The following is a 17,090-nucleotide window of genomic DNA, read 5'->3' as shown; positions in this document are numbered from 1 at the left end:
ATCATCCTGTACAAGAATCAAGCACTGTAATTTAACTTTGCAGAGGGACTATATAAATTAAACATATAAGTTCAGAAAATTACTCGATTTACACTGTTTAATTTTGAGTATTTTTTAAGCTATATACTGCTTACATTACAAACAAAGGTATAACTGATGAATAAGAATATTTTTCTCTCAACTGTTCTGTGTGGTTTATGTTTTGCGCCATTTGCAGCCTCAGCAAATGATAAGGTCGAAACCACTTATAATGCGCAAAAGTATCAACAGGTTTGTAAAGGCAAAACCCAAGGTGCTCAAGTCAGTTTTGCTCATCGAGGCATTATCTGGAATGGAACCTGTGAGCCACAGTTTTTCGCTTCATCAAAAAATGCTTCAATCAAAGGTGATGAAGCTGAACTCATGAGTACCTGTAGTGGCAATAGTAGCGCGACCACCGCCACCATTAATGGAACCGAAGTCAAAGGTAAATGTGCTTTAGGCTTTATGCCGCCACGCCCTCAGGGACAATCCCAAATGCACAGTCAGCCAATGCAACCACAAATGAGCCAGCCGCAAATGCAGCAACCAATGAATGACCAGCAGACTCCGCCTGATGCGCAAATGCAAACTCAGCCAGGCATGTAAGCTGTCATAGCTCTAAATAGCTTACATTTCAAGTAAAAGCTTTGACGGGCAAAGTGAATACATTTTGCTCGTTTTATATTGCTTATTTATTCAGCTCCGCTACACTTAAAATCTATCTAAAAATCAATAATAAAAAGGATTTTTCATGGATTCGGGGTTTTTTAACTTTTTTTTGCCTATTACATTGGCAATCATGATGATGGGGCTGGGACTCGAATTAAAAATCAAGGATTTCCTGCGCTTAAGCCGCTATCCTAAAGTCATTTTTATTGCCCTATTTACACAGCTCGTGCTGTTGACCAGTATTGCTTTCTTTATTTGCCTGATTCTGGACTTAGCTCCTTTACTCGCAGTAGGTTTAATGCTTCTGGCCGCTTCACCAGGAGGCCCAACCGCCAACCTGTTTAGCTATCTGTATAAAGGCGATGTCGCACTGAATATCACCCTGACTGCCATCAATACCATCATTTCTATTTTCACCCTGCCCTTTATTATCAATCTCTCATTACAATACTTTATGAGTCACGACTCGACTGTGACATTTCCAGTTGAAAAAATGATACAGGTGTTTTTAATTACCCTGATCCCCGTGATCATCGGGATGCTGCTTCGAGCCAAATTTCCACATTTATCCATTACCGTCAGCAAATCGATGCGCTTCGTTTCAATTAGTTTTTTAAGCATACTCTTGATATTTGCCGTTTTTAGAGATCGTTTTAATCTCTTTGAATATTTTTCCAGTATTGGTTTAGCTACTGTGATTTTATGTTTTTCCAGCCTGTTTATTGGTTATTGCATTCCGCTACTGATGGGTATTCCAGAAAAAATGGCACGGGCCTGTACCTTTGAAATCGGCATTCATAATACGGCGATTGCGATCACCATTGCGATTTCGGTCTTAGGCGATGTCACTATGGCAATTCCGGCCGGCATTTACACCATTGTCATGTATAGTTTTGCGACTATTTTCGGGGTAATGATGAGTCGCCAATATATCGGTTATCGCCATAAAAATCGTTTATCGGATTTGTAATTTATTTGGCTGAGTCTGCGATAAAGCTGTATGCTTTTCCCAAGAAAAGCAAAAGTATTAAAATAATTTTTAACAAGGAGCATGACAGATGGATTCTGGCATTATTACGATTTTACTGCCGCTTGCGCTCGCGATTATTATGGTGGGTTTAGGTCTCGAACTTACCCTCAAAGATTTCGCCCGGGTCACCCAACATCCTAAAGCTGTTTTAGTCGCATTATTTTGCCAACTGGTCTTATTGGTCGGTATTGCATTTATCCTGTGTAAAGTTTTGGCCCTGCCTCCACTTCTTGCCGTGGGTCTGATGCTGTTAGCTGCCTCACCTGGCGGCAGTACGGCCAATCTGTTTAGCTATCTTTTCAAAGGTGATCTGGCACTCAACATCACCCTGACTGCGATTAATTCAGTGATTGCAGCCTTAACTTTACCGTTGATCGTTAATTTTTCGATTATGCATTTCATGCAGGACAGCCAGCAGATCACACTCCAGCTTGGTAAAATTCTTCAGGTGTTTGGCATCATTATTATTCCTGTCGCGATTGGTATGCTGATTCGACATCATGCACCACGCCTGACTGAAAAACTGAATAGACCGCTGCGTATTTTTGCAGTCATATTCTTGATTCTGATTATTGTCGGGGCCATCTATAGTGAACGCACCAATATTGCCGAATATCTGACTCAGGTCGGTGTCGCCACGGCATTGTTCTGTATTTTCAGCCTGACCATCGGCTATTTTGTCCCCCGCTTAATGAATATAGATACCGCTCAGGCACGGGCCAGTGCCTTTGAAATCGGCATTCACAACAGCACATTAGCCATGACCATTGCCCTGACCGTGATGTCCAGCACTGCTGTGGCCATGCCTGCCGCGGTTTATTCAATCTTCATGTATATTTTTGCTGCCATTTTTGGTCTACTGCTTAACCGCTTTGCACCATTAGACAGAACACCTCTTCTCTCTAAGGTTTCATAAGTCTTTATAGAGCTTTATACAGGGTGCTTCGGCATCCTTTTTATTTTGGGTATGCATCAAGAAGATAGCAGCGTTGTGTCTGAACTTCCGTTACAATAGCTTTTTGAAAAATGTATAAAGGTTATTTCTGTGAAGTGGTTACAAATTCATATTACGGTTGAACAAGCTCAGGTCGATTATACTGAGACATTACTCAGCTCACTAGGCGCAGTGAGTGTGACCCTGGATGATGCTGAAAACCAGGATTTGCTGGAACCACTTCCAGGCGAAACACCACTCTGGAATAAAGTGATTGTGACTGGTATTTATGCACAGGAAGAAGGCGAAGAAATTGACGTTGCTGCACTAGAAACCTTTATTGGTGCGCAAATGCCAGAAGCGCCGATCAAGTACGAATTCATTGAAGATCAGGCTTGGGAACGCACCTGGATGGATGCGTATGAGCCAATCCAGATTGCTGAAAAATACTGGATTGTACCGGAATGGATGCAAGCACCTGAAGCCGATGCAGTCAATATCAAGCTTGATCCGGGTCTGGCATTCGGTACAGGGAACCACGCCTCTACATTCTTGTGCTTACAATGGCTCGGCAAAATTGACGTTAAAGACAAAATCGTCATCGATTATGGCTGTGGTTCAGGCATTCTCGCGGTAGCTGCCCTGCTCTTAGGTGCTAAAAAAGCATATGCCACTGATATTGACCCACAAGCAGTTCTGGCCACCCAGCAAAATGCTGAACTGAATGGTGTACTGGACAAACTTTATGTCGGCCTGCCAGAAGAATTTAGAGATGAACTCGGCACTACCAAGGCTGACGTATTTGTTGCCAATATTTTGGCTGCGCCACTAATGATGTTGGCTCCTGAGTTCGCAACTTTAATTAAATCTGAGGGACAGTTCGCACTTGCCGGAGTTATCGAAGAGCAAGTTGCTGATGTTACTAGCATTTACTCAAATTATTTTGATATATTAGACGTAGAAAAACGAGACGAGCACTGGTGCCGTATCTCGGGTAAACGCCATAAGAATGAATGAGTCTACAAATAGTTTATGAGTGACAAACGAACCCATTGCCCTACCTGTTCCACCACCTACAAGGTCACAGTTGCTCAACTCACCATTGCGCAGGGTATGGTTTGCTGTCCCAAATGTACCACTTCATTTAATGCCTTATCGCATCTGGTGGCCGAAGCCCAAAACTCGGTCACCACCTCAGCATCTCAGGATCAAACCTATTCTCGATATAACCCACCTGTATATGGTCGCGATCAACAGCAAAATACGCACAGTCTTTTATATATTTTCGATCAGAAAGTTGAACATTCAAATATCGATCTGGAAACCTATTTAAACAATCTGAACTATTTCAGTACCGAACCTATCTCGGTACTGCCGAGCATGAACTGGGAAGATCAGGCAGAAAAACAGATATACCGTGGGCCAATGTATTATATTGGCTGGAGCATCTTGAACCTGATGCTATTTGGCGTATTGCTGTTCCAGTTTTTCTGGTTTAATCCGCAATACATCAAAAATAGTCATATCATGAGTCTGGCCTTTAACAATGTATGCGAGGTGTTTAATTGTTCCAATCTGGAAAAATACTACACGCTGATTCAGGTCAATAAAGTCAAGATCAAGGCAACCAGTCACAAGAAAACTGAATTTAGCGGTGAGCTGATCAACTTCCATGACCGTAGCCTGGCTTTACCGATTTTAAAAATCAATCTGGAACAGCGCGGTGAAGTTGTTGCGACTTATAACCTGTCTGCCAAAGAGTACCTGATTGAAAGTCTGGTCAATATTGAACGTATCCCGAAAAACAGTCCATTCAAATTCAAATTTGAGCTTCCTGTCGATCGTAAAAGCTTTGATCGCTATAGTTTGGAAATAATTCGCCCTTAATCTGAATAGAAAGCATTAAAAAATTAAAAAAAGTTAAAAAAAATGCAGTTTTCTTGCTCACTTTTGCTTAGACAATGGTATGATACGCGCCACGAAAGCTATGTGCTGCAACTCCTCGCTACTTTTTCACAACAAATACAGTCTTGCCTAATGCGCTATAAAATTTATTGCGTATCGTGCAGATTTTTTTGTTTTGATTTTGGTCAGTAACAAAACTTTAACTATTGTTACGCTTATTTTTCGACCAAAACGTTGAGATGTGTCAAGCTATTGGCTCAATGCAATGATTAAGTTTTAGAACTCCAGTTTTAGGATCTAAAGCGGAGTTCATTTCAATTTTAGACCACTTTTTATATCGCTTTACCCAAGCGATATTTGTTTTTCGGATTAATTCGCATGAATAGCAAATCTCCTATTTTTACTGCACAATCTGATGTTGCTTTACGTATCCACGTAGATCGCGCAGTTCGCCATTATTTTGCGCAACTACAGGGCGAGCAACCATCTCAGGTATACGACATGGTGCTAGCAGAAATGGAGAAACCTCTTCTATCTGTAGTTCTAGAATATACACGTGGTAACCAAACACGTGCTGCCGAGATTCTCGGACTCAACCGTGGTACTTTACGTAAAAAGTTAAAAGCTCACGGTTTAATGAGTGAATAAATGATAAAATGCTTGCGGCTTCCGCAGGCATTTTTTTTAACCTGTAAATTGCTGATTTTGTTTTATTCTGTTCCTTAAAAACTGTGACGAAGATCATGACTATTAAACGCGCTTTAATCTCTGTGTCTGACAAGACTGGTATTGTTGAATTTGCACAAGAACTTGCTGCTCTAGGGGTAGAAATTTTATCTACAGGTGGTACCTACAAATTGTTGAAAGACAATAGTGTCGCTGTAGTAGAAGTTTCAGAGCATACTGGTTTCCCAGAGATGATGGACGGCCGTGTAAAAACGCTACATCCTAAAATTCATGGTGGTATTCTGGCTCGTCGTGGTCTAGACGAAGCTGTGATGGCTGAACACAACATTGATGCTATTGATTTAGTCGTTGTAAACCTTTATCCATTTGCTGCAACTGTAGCAAAACCAAACTGTTCACTGGCTGATGCGATTGAAAACATCGACATCGGTGGCCCTACCATGGTTCGCGCTGCGGCAAAAAACCATGCATCTGTAGGCATCGTGGTCAATGCTTCTGACTATGCCACTGTTGTAGCTGAGCTTAAAGCTGAGGGCGCTTTATCGCATGCGACTCGTTTCGACCTTGCAGTAAAAGCATTTGAACATACTGCACAATATGACGGCATGATCGCATCTTACCTTGGCGCTCGCGTAGGCAAACAAGAAGGTGAAGCGGACAAGTTTGCACGTACCTTCAATACACAATTGAACAAAGTTCAAGATCTTCGTTATGGTGAAAACCCGCACCAGTCTGCTGCGTTCTACGTTGAAGACACAGCGACAGAAGCCTCAGTTTCGACTGCGAAACAGCTTCAAGGTAAAGAACTCTCTTATAACAACATTGCAGACACAGACGCTGCACTTGAATGTGTTAAATCTTTTGCGAAACCTGCTTGTGTAATCGTAAAGCACGCAAACCCATGTGGCGTTGCAGTGTCTTTAGACGGCATTCAAGCGGCTTATGACCTTGCGTATGCAACAGATCCCGAATCTGCATTTGGCGGCATCATTGCATTCAACCGTGAATTAGACGTTGCAACTGCACAAGCGATTGTTGAGCGTCAATTCGTTGAAGTGATCATTGCACCAAGTATTGCTGATGGCGTACTTGAAGTGACTGGTGCGAAGAAAAACGTACGTGTTTTAGTTTGCGGTGAACTTCCAGCAATCGATGCGCGTCAATCGCAACTTGATTACAAACGCGTGAATGGCGGCTTGTTAGTACAAGATCAAGACTTGGGCATGATTACTAAAGCTGATCTTAAAGTGGTGACCAAGCGCGCTCCGACTGAACAAGAAATTGATGACATGATCTTTGCTTGGAAAGTCGCAAAATACGTGAAATCTAATGCGATTGTTTATGCGAAAAACCGTCAAACCATTGGTGTTGGCGCAGGTCAAATGAGCCGTGTTAACTCTGCTCGTATTGCTGCAATTAAAGCTGAACATGCTGGCTTGGTGGTTGAGGGTGCTGTCATGGCGTCTGACGCATTCTTCCCATTCCGTGATGGTATTGATAACGCCGCTAAAGCGGGTATCAAATGCATTATCCAGCCGGGTGGTTCTATGCGTGACGAAGAAACCATTGCGGCTGCTGACGAAGCAGGTATTGCGATGGTGTTCACTGGCATGCGTCATTTCCGTCACTAATTGATTCAAAGTCGTATTTATTAATCCCCCTAAATCCCCCTTTGTAAAAAGGGGGACTTTTCACAAATAAAGGGACATTTTTATTCGTGAAGCCCTTCTTTTTTACAGGGTGAGAAGCATGGCTTCGCAAGGTGGGATTCTATTCTTTTGAGGGATTTTTAGATGAATATTTTAGTTTTGGGTAATGGCGGTCGTGAACATGCACTTGCATGGAAAATCGCACAAGACGATAAAGTTGCAAAAGTCTTTGTTGCTCCGGGCAACGCAGGTACAGCCACTGAAAATAAATGTGAAAACGTAAATTTAAGTATTTTAGACAATGCTGCGATTATCGATTTCGCAAAAAACAATGCCGTTGAGCTTGTCATTGTCGGCCCAGAAGCTCCATTGGTAAACGGTGTCGTTGATGCTTGCCGTGAAGCGGGTGTAAAAATTTGGGGTCCAACTCAATTTGCTGCGCAGCTTGAAGGCTCTAAAGCTTTCGCGAAACATTTCTTAAAACGCCACAACATTCCAACTGCGTTTTACGATGTATTTACAGAAGTAGATGCTGCGAAAGCATTTGTTGAAAAAAATGGTGCGCCGATCGTCATTAAGGCCGACGGTCTTGCTGCGGGCAAAGGCGTGATCGTTGCCATGACCAATCAAGAAGCATTTGATGCGATCGATGACATGCTTGCAGGCAACAAATTTGGCGATGCAGGTTCTCGCGTTGTAATTGAAGAATTCCTTGCAGGCGAAGAAGCATCTTTCATTTGTATGATTGATGGCGACAACATCTTACCTATGGCGACTTCACAAGATCACAAACGTATCTTTGAAGGCGACCAAGGTCCAAACACGGGTGGTATGGGTGCTTACTCGCCTGCGCCTGTTGTGACTGCGGATGTATTTGAAAAAACCATGAATGAAGTGATGCGTCCTACCGTTGAAGGTATGAAAAAAGACGGTCACGTTTATACTGGTTTCTTGTACGCTGGCTTGATGATTGATGAACAAGGTCAACCGAAAGTGATCGAGTTCAACTGTCGTTTTGGCGACCCTGAAACTCAACCCATCATGATGCGTTTAAAATCATCTTTAGTGGATTTGGTTCAAGCAGGCTTAGACGGTAATTTACCGAAAGAAGCTGAATGGGATGAGCGCAAGACTGTCGGTATCGTACTGGCATCAAAAGGCTACCCAGAAACATCAAGCAATGGTGATGTGATTTCTGGTTTAGACACTGAAATGACTGATGCAAAAGTTTTCCATGCCGGTACGAAAGCCAATGAAAATGGCGAGATTGTGACTGCGGGTGGTCGTGTACTTTGCGTAACTGCGCTTGGTAATACGATTGGTGAAGCACAAGCCAAAGCTTTGGAACTTTGCAAAAAAGTGACATTCGACGGCGTTCAATATCGTAAAGATATCGGTTACCGTGCCATTGCACGTGAAAATGCTTAATCTTAATTTTGATTAAGTAAAAACCCCGCTGAGTGCGGGGTTTTTTAATACATTTATTTCATCAGAGATACTAATTCTTTCCATTCATCAAAATTATTATTATGTGAATTATTCCAATTGATTTCTTGTCCAATTTTTATTTCTCTCATACCTATATTTTTATAATCCGTAGCAGACTCTAGAAGTTCGGGCAATTGTTCCCATAACGTAATAACTACTTCACGATTTGGCTGTCTTCCTCTATGTGCTAAATTATTACGAGATTTTCGAGCGCATTCTAGTATTTTATAATTTTGCCTTGTGATAACTTTAGCCAACCTCAAAAGCTTATGTTTTGTAGCAATATGCTTTAAATAATTACTTTCTTTGTAATTTGCATGACACTTTTGCACTCGTCTTGGATAATTATCTTTATGCCTAATATAAATTTGCTTCCATAAAATTTCTGTAAGTTGTTCAACAACAATCCAAAGATTATTTAAAGCATCATTAATATTTTGATTGATTAACGATGTATAACCATTTAAAAGAAAAAATGGCGTGAAAGTAGGTATAGATTCAAGAATTTCTCGCCCATCCATATAAGCTTTTTGCAAATCATTTAAATGTAAAACTCTTGGAACCATCAATGGCTGAAACCTATCTGCAATAGATGCCCAATTGAATCTCAATTGATTATAAAGCGATGGTGCATAACAAAATAAGTGCGTTTTTTCATGTAAAGTCCCTACTGTTAACTCATGTAGATGCAATACTTCTGTATGAATTCCACCTAATAAAAAACGACAGAGAATTTCATTTAACTTAGTAATACCATCAACTCTCTTTGAAAATTTTTCACTTTGAGGTATTGCTATTCCACCATCATAGCTGATCAATACATCTAAATTATCCTCTAAAGAAAGTATTCCTATTACTTTAGATAATTGCATTCCATCATAAGAATTGTTATTGATTTGATCTAATGAGAACTGAAACTGTGGTTGTTTATCACTCACTATTGCTGAATAGGGTTTTAAATGTACCATCCAAGCAGGATTGTATGATGGTACGCTAGAAGTAGGCTCTATATAATCAATTGGCGCATCTGTTCTCTCAATCCAACCACCATCATACCAAACTGATGTTTCTGTTGGTCTTGTTTTAATATTTTTAGTTAGTGTCTTAGGAGTATTACGATTATCAGAAAGAAAGGGATCATAATCATCTTCAAAAGCATAAATCTGACCTGTTTCCTTATCCTGATAATTCTTCACAAATACATCTCTGTTATAATTAATTCGTCAATAATAGTGTAATACCACGATGCCATCCATAAGCATTCAGCCCCCTAGCCTGATCCTCCGCCAATGGAAAGACTCCGACACCGACCCATTTATCCAAATGTGCACAGACGATGAAGTTATGTACTATTTCCCAAAGAAGCTGAATCGAGATAACACCCTGATGTCTAGAACAGCGCAACGCTACTTTGATTCCATCAATAAATCATATATATCCATTTTTATGATTTAGATTGGATAAAATCTTATAAAGCTCACTATTTAAACACCCCCCTAAAAACCATACCCCTAATATAAATAAAATATTGTTTTAATTAATATTTTTATAAAACAACTTGGTTTTTTATTCAATTAAAGAGCTAAACAAGGCTTTGCTATCCAGTATATCGAATATAGATTTATTGCTATGATATCGACAATCCCAGAATGCTCAAACTACTTCATGTGCTTATAAACTATCTATTTTTCTCTCCAAAATAGATCATTTACAATCAGGTTTGTGGCATTTCTGACTTGATCGGGTTCACCAGAACAATTGCTGTAGGCTTGGATCTTTTAGTTTAAGGCCAGCACCAACAACGATCAGGACACATACTTAGATCGTATAAAAATCTTATTTAACACGATTTAAAAATGCTTATACTCTAGGCAAGATTAAAATTAGGAAAATTTCATGAAAAAATTACTTGGCGTTTTATTGAGTGCCTCTGTATTAACTTTGACTGGGTGTGGCAAACAAGAAGCGCCTGCCAATGATGCAGCACAAGCCAAAGATGCGAATGGCCTTCAAACCGTAACCATGGCATCGACCGGTTCAGATGCAGATGTATGGCGCTATATCGCCACATTACCTGAAACCAAAGCAGCCGGCATTAAACTTGATGTGAAAAATTTCACTGACTATGTGTCAATGAACACAGCCGTTGCCAATAAAGAAATCGATGTCAATGCATTCCAGTCATATGCCTATATGGTTGCCTATAACGATGCCAATACAGCAAAAATTGCACCATTGTCTACCACCTATTTAGAACCAATGGGAATTTACTCAAGCAAAGTAAAATCTTTGAATGAGTTTAAAACAGGTGCAACCATTGCCATTCCAAACGACGGTGCAAATGAATCACGCGCGTTATTACTTTTACAATCGGCAGGTCTGGTCAAATTAAAAGCTGGCTTTGACAATGTAAAAGGCACAACAGCTGATGTGGCTGAAAATGCAAAAAAAATCGTGATCAAACCCATTCAAATGGCAACTGCAGTCCGTGTAAAAGATGAAGTTGATGCGATTGTGCTAGGCAATACGCTGGCAATGGAAGGCGGTTTAAACGTATTAAAAGATGCGGTTTACTATGAGCCAATTGATCAAAGCACAAAAATGAATGTAAACGTATTAGCGGTTGCAGCAGATCGTCAAACGGATCCTGTACTGCAAAAAGTAGGTGCCTTGTATCATACGCCAGCAGTTCAGGCGTATGTCGATGAAAATTTTGGTGGCACTAAAGTTGCAGTAAACAAGCCGGTGACGTATTTAACTGAATCAAAATAGTACTATAATACTCTTTTAGAACAGGCAAGGACGATTTCTTGCCTGTTTTTTTATCCGTGATGCAGTTTTTGACACTATGATTGAATTTAAAGATATTTCAAAACAGTATGAGCTTAAGGGTCAAACCTTGCATGCCTTGAATCAGATTAATCTATCGATTCCAACCGGCAGTATTTTTGGCATCATCGGTTATAGTGGTGCCGGTAAAAGTACCCTCATCCGTCTGATTAATTTACTTGAGCGTCCAAGCTCAGGTCAGATTATGATTAACGGAACAGATTTTACCGCACTCGATGCCAAAACATTGCGTCAAGAACGTGCCAATATCGGCATGATTTTCCAGCATTTTAATTTAATGCAAACCAAAACCGTGGCGGCCAATATCGAAATGCCTATGAAGCTTCTGGGCTGGAGCAAGGCTGAACGGGAAAAACGCCTCGAAGAATTATTAGATTTTATTGACCTGAAACATAAACGGCAGGCTTTTCCGGATGAATTGTCTGGTGGTCAAAAACAGCGCGTCGGGATTGCCCGTGCCCTTGCCAACCATCCCAAGATTTTACTTTGTGATGAAGCAACTTCGGCACTCGATCCACAAACCACCAAATCAGTTCTGCAATTACTCAAAAAAATCAATCAAGAGCAAGGTATTACCATTGTCATGGTCACTCATGAAATGGATGTCATTGAAACCGTCTGTGATTATGTCGCTGTGATGGAAAAAGGTGATGTGATTGAAACCGGCAGCACGCTACAGATCTTCAGTCAGCCGCAACACCCGACCACCAAAAATTTTATTCAGACCGTGCTTCAGCAACATTTGCCGGTCAATATTCTGAATAATCTGGAAAACCAGAATCATCACAGTATTTATTGTTTAAAATTCCTTGGCAGCTCGGCACAGGAAACGGTGATTCAGGCCGTGATTAAACAGTTTGATATCAGTTTAAATATCCTGTTTGCCAACATGACCGAAATTAATGGTTCGGTGATTGGTCAGATGTTTATTCAGCTCCTGGGTGATTCCGCAGAGATTAGCGCTGCAGTGCAATATCTGAAAGATAACGGCGTACAGGTAGATCAAGCAGGAGTACAGGCATGAGAGATTTAATTGTACAGTGGCTGACGACAATTACTGCGCCGTTCTGGAAAAGCTCGCTGTCGATGGATCAATTTGTGACAGCGCTGCAAGAAACCTTTCATATGGTGTTCTTCGCAATGCTGTTTGGCTGTATCTGGGGTTTTATTCAGGCAATTACTTTAGTGGTGACGCGTCCTAACGGCATCTTGCAAAATCGTGTGATTTATCACGGTCTCAATCCGATTGTCAATGCGCTACGTTCACTACCATTTATTATTCTACTGATTGCCGTTATTCCGCTGACCAAGTTTTTGGTCGGCACTTCAATTGGCACCTGGGCCGCAATTGTACCACTGACCATCTATGTCGGCCCTTATATTGGACGTTTAGTAGAAACCTCATTACTGGAAGTGAATGAAGGCATTATTGAATCTGCGCAAGCGATGGGTGCAACCCCAATGCAGATTATTTTTAAATTTGTCTTACCTGAAGCACGTAGTTCACTGATTCTGAACCTGACCACTGCCACCATCAGCTTGATTGGTGCAACAGCAATGGCGGGTGCTGTCGGTGCCGGCGGTATCGGTGATCTGGCCATTTCTTACGGTTATCAGCGTTTTGATACCTCTGTGGTGATCATGACGGTGATTGTGTTATTGATTTTGGTACAGATTGTACAAAGTCTGGGGGACTGGTTGTCCCGACTTCGTTAATCTAGTTTTTATTGTTTTTAATACTTACGAACCCTTTCTCATTATTTCAAAGTAAAGTCCTGCAACTATTTGATACGTGCCATGGCGACAGGAAGTCGCCCGTTGATCTGTGGTACTGGGATGTACCATCAGATAAAGGGGTTTTGTTACTTTTGCCCCGTCAAAAGTAAGGCACAAATATTACAAAGTTAAAATTGAAGTAAAAATAACGAAATTCTATTTTTCAAATAATGTCATGAATAAACTTACTAATATTTAAAATTCTTCTTTTACTTTTGAAAGATGAATAGCACTGCTATGCAAGGTAACAAAAATCTTCTGTTGGCTTGATGATACTTCCTTGTGCCACAGATCAACTAGCGACATCCATGTCGCTAGTCAGAAATTCAATTTCGGTTAACAATGCCGTCTCGTTATAGATATGAACAAAGCCCCGAATCAACATTTAATTAAAATCTAAAAGTTCAGCATTTCCCCTCATTTTCAAACTGAAACAATAAATCCCATGTTAAACTATTCAATGGTTTTAGCAGGGACTCATCTATGCACTTTGTTCATCTTGGTATTCATACAGAATTTTCGATTACTGAATCCATCGTACGGATACCTGACCTGGTCAAAGCTGCCGAAAAAGAACAGATGCCTGCCCTCGCGCTGACGGATCTGTCTAACCTGCATGCCGCAGTCAAGTTCTATGGCAAATGTTTAGGCAAAGGCATCAAGCCGATCCTCGGTTCTGAAATTCGCCTGAATGATGCCGAACATCGTATGACCTTATTGGCGATGACCAATAAAGGCTGGCGTAACCTGACTGAACTGGTGTCTGAAGGCTTTATCAGTGGTCAGCAATTAGACATTCCCTGCGTACAAAAACAATGGATTTTAAACCAGTCCGAGGACATGATTGCCCTGCTCGGCATGCATTCCGATGTCGGCAAGATGCTGATGAGTTCAAATCCGCAAAAAGCGGAACCCTTGCTGGAAGAATGGGTCGAAAAATTCGGCAATCGCGTTTATATCGCCCTGACCCGCACCAACCGTCCGGATGAAGATGACTTTATTCTGGAAGCAGTGAAACTGGCCAAAAAATATAATATCGGTGTAGTGGCACATAACGACGTGCACTTCATGACCCGCAATGATTATGAAGCCCACGAAGCCCGGGTGTGTATCGCCGATGGTTATGTACTGGGGGATAACCGCCGCCCTAAAACCTATTCACCTGAACAATATTTTAAATCTGCTGAGGAAATGGCAGAGCTGTTCTCGGATATTCCCTCTGCGATTGAGAACACTTACCACATTGCCAAACGCTGTAATGTCACATTGCGATTGGGTCAATACTTTCTGCCGGATTATCCGATTCCTGAAGGTCATACCATTGATACTTTCTTTGCACACTTGTCCAAAGAAGGTCTGGAAGAACGTCTGAATTTCCTGTATCCACCTGAACAGCGTGATGAACACTGGCCAGAAGTTCGCAAGCCTTATGATGAGCGAATCGAGTACGAGATTAATATCATTAACTCGATGGGGTTTCCGGGCTACTTTCTGATCGTGATGGACTTTATTCAGTGGTCGAAAAGTAACGGCGTCCCAGTAGGCCCTGGGCGTGGTTCAGGTGCAGGCTCACTGGTGGCTTATAGCTTAAAAATCACCGATCTTGATCCGCTACGTTATGAATTACTCTTCGAACGTTTCTTGAACCCGGAACGTGTGTCGATGCCCGATTTCGACGTCGATTTCTGTATCGCAGGTCGTGACCGCGTGATTGACTATGTGGCGCGTACTTATGGCCGTGATGCAGTTTCGCAAATTGCCACCTTCGGTACCATGGCGGCCAAAGGTGCGATTCGTGATGTGGCGCGTGTCTTGGGTAAATCTTATGGTCTGGCCGATCGTATCTCGAAAATGATCCCGACCAAGCCTTTAGGCCTGAGTCTGCTGGAATCCTTAGAAGCCGAACCACAGCTTAAAGATATCGTCACCAATCCATCCAACCCAGATAATGATGATGCGGCTGAAATCTGGGAAATGGCGCTAAAACTGGAAGGCATTACCCGAAATACCGGTAAACATGCCGGTGGTGTGGTCATCTCGCCAACCAAAATTACCGATTTCTCTGCCGTTATGTGTGAGGCTGATGGTACTTCACGCGTGGCACAGTTCGATAAAGATGATGTTGAATCTGCTGGTCTGGTCAAGTTTGACTTCTTGGGTCTGCGTAACCTGACCGTAATTGAAGATGCAGTTAAAAATATTAATAAACGCATCAAATCTGACAAGCCTTTAGACATTGCCTATATCCCGCTTGAAGATAAAGACGCGTATCTGGTTTTTGCCAATGCCAACACCACCGCGGTATTCCAGTTTGAATCCGTGGGCATGAAGAAGATGCTGAAAGAGGCACGCCCAAGCAAATTTGAAGAAATTATTGCCTTCGTGTCGCTGTACCGTCCGGGCCCGATGGATCTGATTCCTGACTTTATCCACCGGATGCATGGAGGCGATTTTGAATATCTGCATCCCTTGCTTGAAGGCGTACTAGAACCCACCTACGGGATTATGGTCTATCAGGAACAGGTCATGCAGGCTGCACAGTACTGTGCCGGCTATACCCTCGGTGGCGCGGACTTGTTACGTCGTGCCATGGGTAAGAAAAAACCGGAAGAGATGGTCAAACAGCGCCAGATCTTTATTGAAGGTGCATCGAAAAAAGACATTGATGAAGCCACTGCCAACCATATTTTCGACTATATGGAAAAGTTTGCCGGCTATGGCTTTAACAAATCACATGCTGCGGCCTATGCTTTGGTTGCCTATCAGACTGCATGGCTAAAAGCGCATTATCCGGCGGAATTCCTGTCTGCGGTGTTGACCTCGGAGATGCAGAACACCGACAACGTGGTATTCCTGATTGATGACTGTCGCAAGAATAATCTGGAAGTTTTACCGCCGTCAGTGAATATGTCACTGTATCAGTTCCATGCCACGGATGAACAAACCATTGTCTATGGTCTGGGTGCGATTAAAGGTGTCGGTGAAGCTGCGATGCAATCAGTGATTGACGCGCGTACACAAGAAGGCCCTTTCCGTGACCTGTTTGATTTCTGTCATCGTATTGACCTGAAAAAAATCAATAAACGCACCCTGGAAGCATTGATTCGCTCCGGTGCGCTGGATTGTTTAGGCATTGATCGTGCCGACCTGATGGCACAACTGCCTGAAGCGGTGCAAGCTGCGGAACAGGCGCGCTCCAACCGTGAAACCGGCATCATGGATCTGTTTGGTGAAGTGGAAGAAGTTCAGCGCAAACCCTCTAAACCAGTCAAGCCATGGGCGGATGAAGTTCGCCTGAAAGGTGAGAAAGACACCCTTGGCCTGTACCTCACCGGCCACCCGATTGATGTGTATCGTAATGAACTGAAATCCTTTGTACCATGTCAGATTAATGAACTGACGCCGACACGTCGTGGTGTCACCACCGTGTTTGCAGGACTGGTGGTGGATATTGCCAACTTCCCGAACCGGATGATGATGACTCTGGATGATGGTACGGCGCGTATTGAAATTTCAGCCAATCATGAACGTTTTAACCGCTTTAAAGAGATTATCCAGCTGGATAAAGTTGTGGTGATTGAAGGTGAAATTTATGAGCGTGAAGGCTTTGACCGCCCAATGGGACGTCTCACTAAAGCCTTTAGCCTGAATGAAATTCGCCAGAAGCGTGCCAACAGCATTAAAATCACCTTAACTACTGAGCATTTCAGTAAAAGTCTGAGTCGTGACTTGCAGCAGATTTTGACACCATATACCAATATCGACATGTCAGCGCATATTCCGGTAATTCTGTATTTAGACTATGCTTATGCTACGACCGAACTTCATCTGGGTCTCAACTGGAAAGTGGCACCACTGGACGAACTATTGGCTAAATTGCGTGATTATTTTGGTAAAGAAGCATTGCATATTGAATATCAGGTCAAGTCCAAAGCCGCCAAAGCTGTTTCTTATGAACAGGCCAAACCGGTCAATGTTCCACCACCACCTGCTGGCATGAGCATGGACGATGCGCTGGAACTGTATCAGGCTGAATCCCAGCCACAATATTCATAAATCCTGATCTTTAAAACACCTTTAA

The 17,090-nt window shown here is 42.2% G+C and carries 14 protein-coding genes; 13 read left to right on the top strand and 1 reads right to left on the bottom strand.

What is annotated here, in order from left to right; genetic code table 11:
- Positions 1–156: 156 nt before the first annotated feature.
- The 8 genes from FTU42_RS05585 to purD all read left to right on the top strand — a co-directional run bounded on the left by FTU42_RS05585 (position 157) and on the right by purD (position 8,323).
- Complete coding sequence (locus FTU42_RS05585; protein WP_005171252.1) at positions 157–627, top strand: hypothetical protein; 471 nt, start codon at positions 157–159, stop codon at positions 625–627.
- A gap of 145 nt (positions 628–772) precedes the next feature.
- Entirely contained in the window at positions 773–1,660 is an 888-nt protein-coding gene (locus FTU42_RS05580) for a bile acid:sodium symporter family protein (RefSeq protein WP_159138171.1), read from the top strand.
- A gap of 88 nt (positions 1,661–1,748) precedes the next feature.
- A complete protein-coding gene (locus FTU42_RS05575; protein ID WP_005096694.1) occupies positions 1,749–2,636 on the top strand; it encodes a bile acid:sodium symporter family protein in 888 nt (295 codons plus the stop codon).
- A gap of 129 nt (positions 2,637–2,765) precedes the next feature.
- The gene (gene prmA, locus FTU42_RS05570) at positions 2,766–3,671 is read left to right on the top strand and encodes a 50S ribosomal protein L11 methyltransferase (protein ID WP_005171256.1); all 906 of its coding nucleotides are present in this window, start codon (positions 2,766–2,768) and stop codon (positions 3,669–3,671) included.
- Between the two features lie 15 nt (positions 3,672–3,686).
- Positions 3,687–4,541 (top strand): DUF3426 domain-containing protein, encoded by an 855-nt coding sequence (locus tag FTU42_RS05565; protein ID WP_005171257.1) that lies wholly within the window; start codon positions 3,687–3,689, stop codon positions 4,539–4,541.
- Positions 4,542–4,937: 396 nt separating this feature from the next.
- Positions 4,938–5,207 carry a DNA-binding transcriptional regulator Fis gene (gene fis / locus FTU42_RS05560; RefSeq protein ID WP_001086304.1) on the top strand — a complete coding sequence of 90 codons (270 nt, stop codon included), beginning with the start codon at positions 4,938–4,940 and terminating at the stop codon, positions 5,205–5,207.
- A 95-nt stretch (positions 5,208–5,302) separates the two neighbouring features.
- Positions 5,303–6,877 carry a bifunctional phosphoribosylaminoimidazolecarboxamide formyltransferase/IMP cyclohydrolase gene (gene purH / locus FTU42_RS05555; RefSeq protein WP_005096691.1) on the top strand — a complete coding sequence of 525 codons (1,575 nt, stop codon included), beginning with the start codon at positions 5,303–5,305 and terminating at the stop codon, positions 6,875–6,877.
- Between the two features lie 162 nt (positions 6,878–7,039).
- Positions 7,040–8,323, top strand: coding sequence for a phosphoribosylamine--glycine ligase (purD, locus tag FTU42_RS05550; RefSeq protein ID WP_180050266.1), 1,284 nt, complete (start codon positions 7,040–7,042; stop codon positions 8,321–8,323).
- Between the two features lie 53 nt (positions 8,324–8,376).
- Here purD and FTU42_RS05545 read toward each other — a convergent pair whose 3' ends face one another.
- Positions 8,377–9,579: a hypothetical protein gene (locus tag FTU42_RS05545; protein WP_180083149.1), complete on the bottom strand. Its 1,203-nt coding sequence runs from the start codon at positions 9,577–9,579 to the stop codon at positions 8,377–8,379.
- Between the two features lie 49 nt (positions 9,580–9,628).
- Here FTU42_RS05545 and FTU42_RS15020 point away from each other — a divergent pair, with 49 nt between their 5' ends.
- The 5 genes from FTU42_RS15020 to dnaE all read left to right on the top strand — a co-directional run bounded on the left by FTU42_RS15020 (position 9,629) and on the right by dnaE (position 17,065).
- Complete coding sequence (locus FTU42_RS15020) at positions 9,629–9,838, top strand: GNAT family N-acetyltransferase (protein WP_373686731.1); 210 nt, start codon at positions 9,629–9,631, stop codon at positions 9,836–9,838.
- A 441-nt stretch (positions 9,839–10,279) separates the two neighbouring features.
- Positions 10,280–11,155 (top strand): MetQ/NlpA family ABC transporter substrate-binding protein, encoded by an 876-nt coding sequence (locus tag FTU42_RS05540; protein ID WP_180075784.1) that lies wholly within the window; start codon positions 10,280–10,282, stop codon positions 11,153–11,155.
- A gap of 76 nt (positions 11,156–11,231) precedes the next feature.
- Positions 11,232–12,257 carry a methionine ABC transporter ATP-binding protein gene (locus tag FTU42_RS05535; RefSeq protein ID WP_005096688.1) on the top strand — a complete coding sequence of 342 codons (1,026 nt, stop codon included), beginning with the start codon at positions 11,232–11,234 and terminating at the stop codon, positions 12,255–12,257.
- On the top strand, positions 12,254–12,949 hold the full coding sequence (locus FTU42_RS05530) for a methionine ABC transporter permease (RefSeq protein ID WP_005096687.1): 696 nt from the start codon (positions 12,254–12,256) through the stop codon (positions 12,947–12,949). Before FTU42_RS05535 ends, FTU42_RS05530 begins: the two co-directional genes overlap by 4 nt.
- Positions 12,950–13,492: 543 nt before the next feature.
- The gene (gene dnaE, locus FTU42_RS05525; protein ID WP_180083148.1) at positions 13,493–17,065 is read left to right on the top strand and encodes a DNA polymerase III subunit alpha; all 3,573 of its coding nucleotides are present in this window, start codon (positions 13,493–13,495) and stop codon (positions 17,063–17,065) included.
- Positions 17,066–17,090 lie beyond the last annotated feature (25 nt).

The organism is Acinetobacter sp. YH12102, from assembly GCF_013419125.1.
Taxonomy (GTDB): Bacteria; Pseudomonadota; Gammaproteobacteria; order Pseudomonadales; family Moraxellaceae; genus Acinetobacter; species Acinetobacter pseudolwoffii.
The sequence above is the reverse complement of the archived record's forward strand: the minus strand, read 5'-3'. Positions and strand labels throughout refer to the sequence as shown.

What these genes read in the sequence shown, in the direction of transcription:
- FTU42_RS05540 (WP_180075784.1), top strand. Translation starts at nt 10,280, where the DNA reads ATGAAAAAATTACTTGGCGTTTTATTGAGTGCCTCTGTATTAACTTTG.
- FTU42_RS05585 (WP_005171252.1), top strand. Translation starts at nt 157, where the DNA reads ATGAATAAGAATATTTTTCTCTCAACTGTTCTGTGTGGTTTATGTTTT.
- FTU42_RS05530 (WP_005096687.1), top strand. Translation starts at nt 12,254, where the DNA reads ATGAGAGATTTAATTGTACAGTGGCTGACGACAATTACTGCGCCGTTC.
- purD (WP_180050266.1), top strand. Translation starts at nt 7,040, where the DNA reads ATGAATATTTTAGTTTTGGGTAATGGCGGTCGTGAACATGCACTTGCA.
- dnaE (WP_180083148.1), top strand. Translation starts at nt 13,493, where the DNA reads ATGCACTTTGTTCATCTTGGTATTCATACAGAATTTTCGATTACTGAA.
- FTU42_RS05575 (WP_005096694.1), top strand. Translation starts at nt 1,749, where the DNA reads ATGGATTCTGGCATTATTACGATTTTACTGCCGCTTGCGCTCGCGATT.
- FTU42_RS05565 (WP_005171257.1), top strand. Translation starts at nt 3,687, where the DNA reads ATGAGTGACAAACGAACCCATTGCCCTACCTGTTCCACCACCTACAAG.
- FTU42_RS05535 (WP_005096688.1), top strand. Translation starts at nt 11,232, where the DNA reads ATGATTGAATTTAAAGATATTTCAAAACAGTATGAGCTTAAGGGTCAA.
- purH (WP_005096691.1), top strand. Translation starts at nt 5,303, where the DNA reads ATGACTATTAAACGCGCTTTAATCTCTGTGTCTGACAAGACTGGTATT.
- fis (WP_001086304.1), top strand. Translation starts at nt 4,938, where the DNA reads ATGAATAGCAAATCTCCTATTTTTACTGCACAATCTGATGTTGCTTTA.
- FTU42_RS15020 (WP_373686731.1), top strand. Translation starts at nt 9,629, where the DNA reads ATGCCATCCATAAGCATTCAGCCCCCTAGCCTGATCCTCCGCCAATGG.
- FTU42_RS05580 (WP_159138171.1), top strand. Translation starts at nt 773, where the DNA reads ATGGATTCGGGGTTTTTTAACTTTTTTTTGCCTATTACATTGGCAATC.